This is a genomic window from Halalkalibacter oceani, from assembly GCF_023715605.1.
Taxonomy (GTDB): Bacteria; Bacillota; Bacilli; order Bacillales; family Bacillaceae_D; genus Halalkalibacter; species Halalkalibacter oceani.
Genome location: NZ_JAMBOL010000013.1, coordinates 90669 through 102174 on the forward strand (window position 1 = coordinate 90669; position 11506 = coordinate 102174).

Consider the following 11506-nt stretch of genomic DNA (forward strand, 5'->3'; position numbering starts at 1 on the left):
AGCTCCTTTCTAATGAACGGTTCTCTTATTTAGCTCTTGGCCCATTCCCTGCATAAAACCAAGCATCGTTTGAAGCGAGGCGTTTACGTGCGGATCACGCATCATTTTCATCATCTGCCACATGCTGAGCGGTTCATTGCTATTGTTTTCTGCCATGGCTTGAAGCCCTTTTGTCATGCCGTTCATTATTCTTGTCAAATGTTCAGGTTCAATTTGACTGGCAGTTTGGAGCAGGCTCATGCCATTTTTTATCATATGATGGGCCCCTGGCTGATTCAATTGCTGAATCGCCAGGGCGCCGACCTTGTCTCTCGTTTTTAATAATCCTTTCAGTGCATCAAGAATGCCGGCCTCATGTAGTTCCTCAACTATCTCTATCAAAACGGTGATAGAGCGTTCGTTTTCAGCGATTCGTTCCGTCAGCATCTTTAGTGCCTCGGCGTTTACTTCGACTTGATCCGGCACCCGTTTATCAATTTGCTCGATTTTCCTGGCCATCGCCAAATCCCTCGCTTTCAACCATGTCAGGGATAGAGGTGAAATCGTCCCTGCTCCACTTTTTCTCTACATTTACCCCAAGCTGTGGCTGACGGTTGCCAAAGCGGTGGTTATGTCTCGGAATAGGAGACTCCCCGGTCTTTTCAATGACTTCCATCCGCACGCTCATTTCTTTGTAGTTTGGCGTATGGGTAATGAAATCATGGTAGCTGCTCGTCAGGCGATTGACGGCCTCTGATTCTTCCCTCGTGTTCATTGGCAAATACAGCTCTTTTCCTTTCACATGATCGGTTACCCATACACGTAATTTAACCTTTCCATATGGAGAAATGAGCCGGACGAGCGCCCCGGTCTCGATTCCGCGCTCCTCGGCCAGTTCAGGTGATACTTCAAGCCACGGTTCAGGCACTTTATGCGTGATGCCCTCAGATTGGTAGGTCAAATTCCCTTCATGGAAATGCTCGAGCATCCGTCCATTGTTTAGATGCAAATCATATTCTTCACCCGGGTGGTACGGCTCGCGCCATTCAACTGGAAAGAGCTTTGCTTTCCCATCTTCAAAAGGAAATTGATCCTCATAAAGCAGCGGGGTGCTCGTCCCGTCTTTTTTCACAGGCCAGAGCTGGCTTTGCCAATTTTCCAGCCGTTCATAGCTGACCCCGGCAAAAAGCGGAGCCAGACTCGCGGCTTCGGCCATAATTTCACTTGGATGACTGTATGACCAGTCAGCGCCCAAGCTGTTGGCCACTTCCTGAAAAATTTCCCAGTCAGGCTTGCTTTCGCCAAGAGGCTCAAACACTTTATAAAGCCGCTGAATCCGTCTTTCCGTATTTGTAAACGTGCCGTCCTTTTCCAGGCTTGGCGCTGCCGGAAGGACAACATCGGCAAATTGGGCTGTTTTCGAGAAGAAGATATCCTGTACAACAAAGAAATCCAATTTCTCGAATGCTTCATGGACGTAATTAATATTTGAATCGACGAGACCCATTTCCTCACCAAATAGATACATCCCTTTTATTTTTCCGGAATGAATCGTTTCGACAATCTGATGGTTGTTCAAACCCGGCTTTTTAGGAAGCGGGGTCGCCCATGCTTTCTCATAACGAGCCCGGACTTCATCGCTCTCCACCGGCTCATAGCCCGGCATCCAGGCCGGCATCGTCCCGAAATCACAGGCGCCCTGGACATTGTTATGTCCCCTGAGCGGATAAGCGCCCGTACCCGGTCTGCCATAATTTCCGGTTACAAGCAGCAGATTGGAAATCGCCGTGCTTGTCTCGGTCCCGCCTAAATGCTGAGTGACCCCCATCGCCCATAAAATGCACATGCTTTTTGCTTTGGAAATCGTCGTCGCCAGTTCAATCAGCTGCTCTTTTGTCAGCCCTGTATGTTCCACAGCATAATCAATTGTGAATTTTTCAAGCGACTTCACAAATTTCTCAAAGCCGTTTACTCTTGCCCGAATAAAATCTTCGTCAGCCCAGCCTTGCTCAATGATATATTTCGTCACCGCATTTAACCAGACGATATCACTGGATGGCTTCGGGTGAAGAAAGAGATCTGCCATTTCAGCCAGCTCATGCTTTCTAAGATCAGCTACAATTAACGTTTGATTATGCAGTTTGTGGGCCCGTTTTACCCGGGTCGCCAGAACAGGATGTGATTCAGCCGGGTTGGCGCCAATCACAAAAACCAAGTCTGATTGAGCGATATCCTCCATCGTTCCGGAATCGCCACCCAAGCCGACCGTTCTCATTAAACCTGCCGTGGCCGGGGATTGACAGTAACGCGAACAGTTATCGACATTGTTCGTTCCATAGACGGAACGGGCCAGCTTTTGAAAAAGATAATTTTCCTCGTTCGTACACTTGGAGGACGAAATAAACCCCATCGCATCGGCACCATACTGCTCTTTTATCCCGGTCAATTTTGAGCTGATCAGCGTTAATGCTTCCTCCCATGTCGCTTCAACAAACCTCTCTCCTTTGCGGATTAACGGCTTCGTTAACCGTTCCTTGCTGTTGACGAAATCCCAGCCGAATTTCCCCTTTATGCAGGTCGAAATGCCGTTTACCGGCGCTTCAGGCGATGGCTGGATTTTTAAAATTTCACGGTCCTTTGTCCAGACCTCGAAGCTGCAGCCAACGCCGCAATAGGTGCAAACTGTTTTTGTCCGTGAAATCCTGTCTTCTCTCATCGTTGCTTCCACATTTGAAATCGTAAAAATCTCGCGGTAGCTCGGCTCCACTTCTTTTGTCAAATCAATCATCGGTTCAAGAACGTTTTTAGGAATCGCCGTCATATACCCCGCTTTTCCGAGCATCGATTTTTCCATTAAGGCGTTACACGGGCATACGGTGACGCAATGACCGCACGAAACACAGGACGACTCGTCAATTGGCACATCATCATCCCAAATGACGCGTGGTCGTTCTCTGTTCCAATCAATCGACAGCACCTCACTCACCTGCAAATCTTGACAGGCTTCGACACACAACCCACATAAAATGCATTGATCAGGCTCATACCGATAAAAGGGATGAGAGTTATCCGGCGGGTAAGGCTTTGGCGTAAACTCATATTTTTGATGTTCAATTTCAAGATATTCAGCTGTATTATGAACGGTACAGTTCCCATTGTTATTGTCACAAACCGTGCAGTACAGTTCATGATTCTCCAGTATTCTTGACATCGCTTCATGCTGGGCTTCTCTGGCGAACGGCGAGGTTGTTTCAACCTTCATATCCGGAGCGGCTTCCGTTGAACAGGAACGCTTCAGCTCTCCATTGACCTCGACAAAACAAGTATCGCATGTTTGAATAACGCCGATTCCTAAATCGGGCTGAGACGAGCAAATTCCCGGAATATAGAGACTTCCCTCTTTCGCCACTTCAAAAATGGATTGACCTTCTTTCGCCTCGTACGCTTGCCCGTTAATCTTGATTTGAAATGTATTGGCAGACATCTTCTCACCTTCCCTTCATTTCTTCTAGGCTGGCAATTGCCGACCAGCCGACCAATCACGTCGCACTAGCATGTGGTTCATTGTTGCCTGCGCGAATCGCTTTAATCTCCCGCTTTAAAAAGATCGTCACGACGAGAGCTGAGGCAATTAAAGCGGCAAAGATATAAAATGTTTGATCATAGCTGTTTGTCGTTGTGTGGATAAACGAAACGACCATCGGGCCAAGGACACCTGCTAAAGCCCAGGCTGTCAGCAAATAGCCGTGAATCGCGCCTAATTGCTTCGTGCCAAATAAATCGCCGATAAAAGCCGGTAACGACGCAAAGCCGCCGCCGTAAATCGAGACGATTACATACATCAGGATTTGAAACATAACCGCGCTCGTAATCGTTGGCAGGATGAAAAATGAAATAAGCTGGACGATGAAAAAAATGAGATAGACGTTTTCTCGTCCTAAATAATCCGAGAAAGATGCCCAGGCAATTCTTCCCCCTCCATTAAACAAGCCCATCACGCCGACAATTCCCGCCGCGGCGATGGCCGAGATCCCTACTTTCTCCTGCGCCATTGGCGAGGCGACAGAAATGAGCATGATGCCGGATGAAATATTAATAAACATCATCCACCACAGCATCCAAAAGCGCTTTGTTTTGATCGCTTCGTTTGCAGTCAACTGCGACAAGTCCGCCCTTTTGACGAGCTTGCCAGCCTCTTCTTCCTTTTGCGAGGACATCATCCATCCTTCAGGCGGTCGGACAATGTAGGCAGCTCCAAGAACCATCAGAGCAAAATAGACAGCGCCAAGAAGAAAGAACGTATTTGCCGTCCCGATTCGTTCAATTAACTGGGCCGCTACCGGACTGGCGATCAGCGACCCGGCTCCAAACCCAAACACCGCCATCCCGGTTGCCAGACCGCGCCGGTCAGGAAACCATTTGACCAATGTCGATACCGGGGCTATATAGCCAATCCCCAACCCAATTCCGCCAAGAACGCCATACGTCAAATAAAAGAGATAGACATTTCCGACATTTATCGCCATCCCTGTCCCAATTAGTCCCAACCCGAACAAAATAGCCGATAAAAAGGCGGAAACACGCGGTCCTTTCTCCTCAACAAATCTGCCAAAAAAAGCGGCTGACATCCCTAAAAAGAAGATCGCAATCGTAAAGGCGATCGTCACGGTTGTGCTTTCCCAACCCAGTTCAGTATGTAACGGTGTTTGAAAAACACTGTACGCATACACAGACCCGATTGAGAGATGAATGAAAATAGCGGACAACGCAATGAACCAACGATTTTTTTTGGGTCTGTCCATTTTCCCACTCCTTTAAAAAAAGTTAGTGTTAGTATGAACGTCTTCGCTCATTTGATACTTATAAACAAGAAAGGAATTGCAGCATATGGAAATTGTCGGATTTTCTCCCATAAAACTTTTCCCATTTCTTTGACATTATAAGAAAATTCAGATTAAAATGGGAATATAGGCGATGGAAAACGCGTACGAAATAGTAAATAGAAAAAAGGGGGAATTTGATGAAGAAAAAACTGGGCTTTCTATCAGCGGGCTTTCTTTCACTTGGACTAATCTTAGGAGCATGTGGCGGCGGGGCCGAGCCAGAGCCTCAAGAGCCAGTAGGTGATGAGACAGCTGATACAGGCGAAGAGCAGGAGCCGGCAGGTGACTACGAAACAGACTTGCAGCTAGGAACAGGGAGTACTGGCGGTACATATTATCCGCTCGGCCAGGAAATCGCCAACGTCTTAAATGCAAACGTCGACTATGATGGATTTAACGTCAGTGCCGTGGCCTCCGGCGCCTCGGTTGACAACCTCGGGCAAATTTTCCGCGGTGAAATGCAGCTTGGTATGACGGTTCACATCCCGGCAATTGAAGCAATGGCTGGGGAAGGAGATTTTGAAGGAGCAGTCGTTGATAACTTCGGTTTCTTAGGCTATATTTACCCGGAAGTGATGCAGGTCGTCACAACGGCCGACTCGGGAATCACTTCCATAGAGGACCTTAGAGGAAAGCGCGTCGCGATCGGACCAGCCGGCAGCGGGACACAGTCAGCGGCTCGTCTGATTCTCGAAGCTTATGGAATTGAAGACGGCGACTATGAGCCGTTCGAAGAAGGCTTCGGCGACGCCGCGGCCCGCATTCAGGACGGTCAGCTTGATGCTTCTTTCGGGCTTCTCGGCTTGCCGGACAGCACAACAGCTGAGCTTTCCCTTCAACGCGAGGTTGTCATTTTACCAATTGAAGGAGAGGCGCTCGCCTATGTTGAAGAGAACAGTGATTACGGCGGCTATGAAATCGCGGCAGATGCTTATGATTTCCTTGACGAACCTGTAAGTACAGTTACTGCTTATGCGATTCTTGTCGGTTCTCTTGACCAGGTAAGCGAAGAACTCGGCTATGAGATCGTGAAAGGATTATATGAAAATACGGATAGCATCACCCACCCGCAAGGAGAACATATGACAATGGACAACGTTCTGCTCGGCTCTGAAAGCCTGCCATTCCATCCAGGTGCCGAAGCGTATTTTCAAGAGCAGGGATTGATTGACTGATGAGCGCAAAGAGACTGGGCATCTCGCTGTCCAGTCTTTTTTTGCCTCTTCTTCCTTCCCTGTCGTTTTCCAAGAGTCGATCCATTTCATGACTATTAAGGTGGTGAAAGCTGAATGAAAGAAAAACAGCTCGAACCGGCAACGGTCGAAAACGCTGAAGAAATTTTGCGGAAATATGATAAAGAATCAAACTACCGCACGAACCTGCAAAAATGGGCATGGGTCGTCTCGATCCTCGCGATCACCTTCACTCTTTTTCAGCTGTATACATCATTTCGCGGCGCCTATGTCAGCCTCATTCAAGGTGCGATCCATTTAGCCGGCGGATTATCGTTGATTTATATTTTGTACCCACTCAAGCGTTCGATGCTGAAAAAAGCGGGTGTTCCGTGGTATGATGGCGTCCTTGCCCTGCTTGCTCTAACGGTAAACTTTTATATCGTGTTTGAATACGAACGGCTGACAAGCAATCAGGTGCAAATTCTCGGCTACAGTGACGTCGATATAATCGTGGCCACGCTCGGCGTGCTGCTCGTTCTCGAGGCGACGCGACGGGCGGTCGGGTTGCCGATTGTTATTATCGCTGGGGCGGCCTTATTGTACGGGCTGTTTGGACAGCATTTTCCGGTCGCCCAATTCCGTCATGCCGGCTTTGATTTTGAGCGGCTCATGACGTTAATGTTTTTTAATACGGAAGCGATCTTTGGCACGCCAATCCGCATTTCGTCCACCTTCATTTTCCTTTTTCTCTTTTTCGGGGTGATGCTGACAAAAACGGGAATTGGCCAGTTTTTCAATGACCTGGCCTTTGGCGCGACGGGACGAATGACAGGTGGAACGGCGAAGGCTGCCGTCACGGCCAGCGGACTTCAAGGAATGGTTACGGGCAGCTCTGTCGCCAACACCGTCAGCTCCGGCTCATTTACGATTCCGATGATGAAGCGCGCTGGCTTCAAGCCGGAATTTTCAGCCGCTGCAGAAGCTTCCGCCTCAACCGGCGGACAGATCATGCCGCCGATCATGGGGGCGGCGGCCTTTATTATGGCAAGTAATACGGCCATCCCCTACCAGGAAATTATTTTAATTGCTATTATTCCTGCTCTTCTCTATTTTTCCGGTGTGTTTATGGGTACCCATTTCGAAGCAAAGAAACAAGGCATTCATGGGTTACCGAAAGAGCAGCTGCCTTCATTAAACGGCATTCTCAAACGGCTCGATTTGCTCGCGCCGCTCGCCGCGATCATCATTATGCTCTACCTCGGTTTCTCACCGACACGGGCTGCTCTTTTTGGAATCGGCGCCGCCTTCTTCGTCAGCTTATTCCGCAAAGATACACGAATGGGTATTCGTGACATCATCGATACGCTCGAGCAGGGGGCGCGAATCGCCTTACCTGTTATCGCCGCCTGTGCCACCGCCGGAATTATTGCCGGGATCGTCACGACAACGGGGTTAGGAGGAAAAATTGCCGGAGGGATTATCGACCTTGCCGGAGGCGTTTTCCTGCTTGTCTTGTTTTTCACGATGATCGCCTGCATCCTGCTCGGAATGGGGTTACCGACGACAGCAAACTATGTCGTAACGGCTTCAATGGCCGCTCCGGCACTGATGGCGTTTGACAATGTTCCGCTGATTGCCGCCCATTTCTTTGTGTTCTATTTCGGCATTGTCGCCGATATTACCCCGCCTGTCTGTCTCGCCGCCTATGCCGGGGCCGGGATTGCCAGAGCTAACCCGATGAAAGCTGGAGCAACTGCCGTTAAGCTGGCGATTGCTGCTTTTATCGTTCCGTATGCCTTTATGTATAATCCAGTGCTCTTATTAGTCGACGCGAATGTACTGGATATCGCAATCGCACTCGGAACAGCGCTTCTCGGGATGGCCGCAGTCAGCGCGGCGATGATGAACTATTTCGTGAACACGACAAACATAGTGGAGCGTATTTTCTTATTCATTGCCGGCGTTGCCTTAATCTTCCCGGGGCTTCTTTCCATTGCTGGATTGATTGTCGTGCTTGCCATCGCCGGTATCCAGCTTTTACGGAAACGTGGGAAAGACGAAAAGCAGGCAACTGCTTAAAGCCGCAGAAAGGGGGAAGCGGTGGATGACAAGGCTGGGACAAAAGGTTGTTGTTTGACCTTTTTCCCAGCCTCTCTAAGCAATGAGCGGAACCGCCACGATCTTTTAAAGCCCGTTTCTCACAACGGGCTTGTGGCGTGTGAAGCCATTGCCAGTAGGTCCAAAGCTAGTTTTGTCTCAAGCTCTATGGCATTAGGAACCGCCAGGATATCTCCATTATTCATAAAATACGTCGAAAGAGGCCCACAGCTCTTCCAGCTGCTGCAGCCGCAGCTGGACTTTTTCGTGTTCTGAGCGCGTAACGGCCGTAATCAACGCGCTTGCAATGCTGTGGGGCGCCGCAAAGGAATCGATGAACGAATTGATTTCTGTCGCCGCCAGCAAAACGTGGTCGCCGTATGGAACGAGCGGAGATAGGGCGTGATCGGTAATGACAATCGTGTTAGCTCCCCGCTGCTTGACATATTTTAATACTTCAACCGTCCGTTTCGTGTAACGGGCAAAGCCAAAGCCGATGACAAGATCATCCTCAGTAATATCAAGCAGATGTTCTGAGACACCGTCAGCCTGCTCAACCAATTCAGTATTTTGTAAAACGAGATCTAAATAAAAGGTTAAAAAATGTCCGAGACTTGCCGCACTGCGGTAAGCAATGACATAAATCCGCTTCGCCCCTATCATACGCTCAACAGCCCGCTCAAACTGTTCCGGCTCAATTTGCCGCAATGTCGCCCGCAAATTAGCGATGTCATCCGTTACAATTTCTGCGAAGGCGTGGGCCGGCCGCTCATCCCGGTCCGTCGTCCGGGCAAACACTTCGGCCGATGTCATTTTCTTTTGCAGCGCCTCCTGCAAATGGCGCTGCATATCCGGATAGCCCTCGTAGCCTAAGAAAACCGCAAAGCGGATCACCGTCGCTTCGCCCACCGCTGCATGCTTTGCCAATTTGGATGCTGTCAAAAAAGGGGCAGTATCCGGGTGCTGAACCAAATAACCGGCAATTTTCTTTTGTGATTTGCTCATGTTTTCTTGCCGCTCCATAATCCGTCTATACACATCATTGCTTAACACAGGCATCACTCCTTTGCGTCACCCTCCCACGAGCCGCGATAAAACCCGGTCATACGCCGCGATTGTCCGCTCCACCTCCCGCTCCGTATGCGCCGTGGATAAACTGTAGCGATTCAGAGGCTTCGTATAGATGCCCTCATTTAACAAAAGCAGGTCGATCATTTTCCGGATGGCAAGATCGGACGCTTGAAGATCGCGATAATTGAGGATGTCATGTTCTGTTAGGACGACATTAAAGATCGAACCGGTGCCAACCGCCTTCATCGGTACTCCTTTTCGCTTAAACAAAGCTTCCAGTTCCTGCTTAAGCGTATCGGTAACGGCAAAGACACTGTCGATCTCTCTTTGAAGCACTTCAATCGTTTTTAGTCCTGCTGCTAAAATTAGCGGGTGACCATTGTACGTGCCGCTGTGAAAAACAACATCCTTTGCCCGTGAAAAGCGACTACCGGATTGCTCAAACAGATCCGCTCCTGCCGCCGGAGACGTCAGCTCCATAATCTCTTTCCGGCCTCCTGTAATGCCGAACGGAAATCCGCCGCCGATCACTTTCCCAAGCGTTGTCAGATCCGGCTTCACCTGATACCATTCCTCAGCACCGCCAAGCGTAATGCGAAAGCCCGTTTTCACTTCGTCAAAAATGAGCAAAATGCCAAGCTTTTTCGTTATGTTTCGTAAACCTGTGATAAACCCGGGTGTCGCCGGGATAAATCCGCCCTGTAACGGTTCAATGATTACAGCCGCAAGCGAAGCCTGATGTTCCCGCAATAAGCGCTCACAGGCAGCTAGATTGTTAAACGGTAAAATAAGCGGCGCTTCTCGCTCCTTTTCCTGAATGCCCATCGATTCCTGGACAGCGCAGGGGACATCTGCCGGTCCGGCTTCTGAAAGCGGCGGATTGACGCTGTAAAGAACGTCATTGTATCCCCCATGATAATGCCCTTCAAACTTGGCAAGCCGCGTTTTATTTGTGTAGGCCTTCGCAAGCCGCACGGCTAAAAGCGTTGCTTCGGTTCCGGAGTTCGTGTAACGGAGCCGCTCGATACTCGGATAAAGCCGTTGAATTTCCTGACCAAACGTCACTTCCAACGGATGCGGGGCACCAAACAAGAATGTTCCGGCATCTGCGAGCAACTCATCTATCGCCTGTTTCATCTCAGGATGACCGTGCCCGAGCATTAATGCCCCGTAAGCAAGTAAATAGTCGACGTATTGTCGATCGTCGACATCCGTAATAAAGGCTCCTTTGCCTTTTTTCATCACAAGTGGATAGGGCGCAAAATGCTTAATATTGGCCGTTACCCCGCCAGGCATTACCTGTTTCGCCTGTTCAATCCACGCTTTCGAATGGGACGTTTTCACTGTATATTCGTATTCCGGCCTTGTGCCTTCTCCCATCGCCATCCATTCATCCCTCACCTTACGTTTTTTCTTTTCCTTATATAGATATGAAAATGACGGTTTTCTATCTTATGCCTCTACCTATTTTTGAATGATAAATTTCATGAAAATTCCTCAATGAAGCCGATCCTTCTTTGAAAGAAACGATGTCAAAATAAAAACAGCCAACAGCGACCAGGATAGGTACACTGTTGGCTTTGCCTCAACGGTAAGCGGGATGTCCGCTCCGGAGTTGGACTTCATACTATAAACATAAAGGCTTCATCGTTTGCTTGACATTTTTTTCACAAAACAGAATGCCGTCCGGCTCCTGGCCGTTTCCATTTACCTCGTCAGTCACAAGAACAGGATCCTTTTGCCCAAGCCATGCCCTTACATCATCTGTTTCCTTTTGCAGCTTCTGTTTAATTACTTTTATCGCAGCGTCATCCGTTCCTATAAAAACAGTTTGGATCGACGAATCCCACTTCACCTCATAGCCTAACGCTTCGCTAATAAATCGAAGCGGCACCATTGTCCGGCCATGAATTACTTTTGGCGGTACATCGAGGAAATAAGCTTGTCCGTTTCGTTTGCCCTGCTTCTTTCCAATCACCAGCTCAATCGTTTGGTCTCCTTTTTTAGCGGTTACGGTTTGGGCCTTTTGATTCCATTTCACCGTTGCCCCTAATGCTTCAAAGACTCCTCTTAAAGGAACAAGAGTCCTTCCCTGCTCAATGACTGGAGCCTGGTCAAATTGATGGCGGTCTGCCTCGATAAACACGGCGATTTCTTTCGGTGCTGCATACGCTGCAGCCGCGCCACTGCAAACTATAAATAAACATCCTAGTAAACATGCCCAAACTTTCTTCAACACTTTCCCTACCCTCTGAACGTTTTCCTTCATTATAGCATTACCTTTCGGCGTATGATCATATT

The 11506-nt window shown here is 48.9% G+C and carries 8 protein-coding genes; 2 read left to right on the forward strand and 6 right to left on the reverse strand.

Annotated features, from left to right (window positions below):
* Positions 1–9: 9 nt before the first annotated feature.
* Genes M3202_RS14450 through M3202_RS14460 form a run of 3 tightly spaced genes read right to left on the reverse strand, consistent with a single transcriptional unit; the run spans position 10 to position 4781 of the window.
* Entirely contained in the window at positions 10–498 is a 489-nt protein-coding gene (locus tag M3202_RS14450) for a helical membrane plugin domain-containing protein (protein ID WP_251224035.1), read from the reverse strand.
* Entirely contained in the window at positions 473–3463 is a 2991-nt protein-coding gene (fdhF, locus tag M3202_RS14455) for a formate dehydrogenase subunit alpha (RefSeq protein WP_251224036.1), read from the reverse strand. The genes M3202_RS14450 and fdhF overlap by 26 nt, the downstream gene beginning before the upstream one ends.
* 55 nt (positions 3464–3518) lie before the next feature.
* Positions 3519–4781: an L-lactate MFS transporter gene (locus tag M3202_RS14460; RefSeq protein WP_251224037.1), complete on the reverse strand. Its 1263-nt coding sequence runs from the start codon at positions 4779–4781 to the stop codon at positions 3519–3521.
* Positions 4782–4999: 218 nt separating this feature from the next.
* Here M3202_RS14460 and M3202_RS14465 point away from each other — a divergent pair, with 218 nt between their 5' ends.
* A complete protein-coding gene (locus M3202_RS14465) occupies positions 5000–6037 on the forward strand; it encodes a TAXI family TRAP transporter solute-binding subunit (RefSeq protein ID WP_251224038.1) in 1038 nt (345 codons plus the stop codon).
* 114 nt (positions 6038–6151) lie between these two features.
* Positions 6152–8116 carry a TRAP transporter permease gene (locus M3202_RS14470; RefSeq protein WP_251224039.1) on the forward strand — a complete coding sequence of 655 codons (1965 nt, stop codon included), beginning with the start codon at positions 6152–6154 and terminating at the stop codon, positions 8114–8116.
* 216 nt (positions 8117–8332) lie between these two features.
* On the opposite strand, the gene M3202_RS14475 is transcribed toward M3202_RS14470, so the two are convergent.
* From M3202_RS14475 to M3202_RS14485, 3 genes are all read right to left on the reverse strand, one after another.
* The gene (locus tag M3202_RS14475) at positions 8333–9187 is read right to left on the reverse strand and encodes a MurR/RpiR family transcriptional regulator (protein ID WP_251224040.1); all 855 of its coding nucleotides are present in this window, start codon (positions 9185–9187) and stop codon (positions 8333–8335) included.
* A gap of 18 nt (positions 9188–9205) precedes the next feature.
* Entirely contained in the window at positions 9206–10591 is a 1386-nt protein-coding gene (locus M3202_RS14480) for an aspartate aminotransferase family protein (RefSeq protein ID WP_251224041.1), read from the reverse strand.
* 241 nt (positions 10592–10832) lie between these two features.
* A complete protein-coding gene (locus M3202_RS14485) occupies positions 10833–11474 on the reverse strand; it encodes a copper amine oxidase N-terminal domain-containing protein (protein WP_251224042.1) in 642 nt (213 codons plus the stop codon).
* Between the last annotated feature and the right edge of the window lie 32 nt (positions 11475–11506).

Bases quoted from the DNA above. Each gene is read 5' to 3' on its own strand.
- fdhF (WP_251224036.1), bottom strand. From the start codon at position 3,463: ATGTCTGCCAATACATTTCAAATCAAGATTAACGGGCAAGCGTACGAG.
- M3202_RS14485 (WP_251224042.1), bottom strand. From the start codon at position 11,474: ATGAAGGAAAACGTTCAGAGGGTAGGGAAAGTGTTGAAGAAAGTTTGG.
- M3202_RS14470 (WP_251224039.1), top strand. From the start codon at position 6,152: ATGAAAGAAAAACAGCTCGAACCGGCAACGGTCGAAAACGCTGAAGAA.
- M3202_RS14480 (WP_251224041.1), bottom strand. From the start codon at position 10,591: ATGGCGATGGGAGAAGGCACAAGGCCGGAATACGAATATACAGTGAAA.
- M3202_RS14465 (WP_251224038.1), top strand. From the start codon at position 5,000: ATGAAGAAAAAACTGGGCTTTCTATCAGCGGGCTTTCTTTCACTTGGA.
- M3202_RS14460 (WP_251224037.1), bottom strand. From the start codon at position 4,781: ATGGACAGACCCAAAAAAAATCGTTGGTTCATTGCGTTGTCCGCTATT.
- M3202_RS14450 (WP_251224035.1), bottom strand. From the start codon at position 498: ATGGCCAGGAAAATCGAGCAAATTGATAAACGGGTGCCGGATCAAGTC.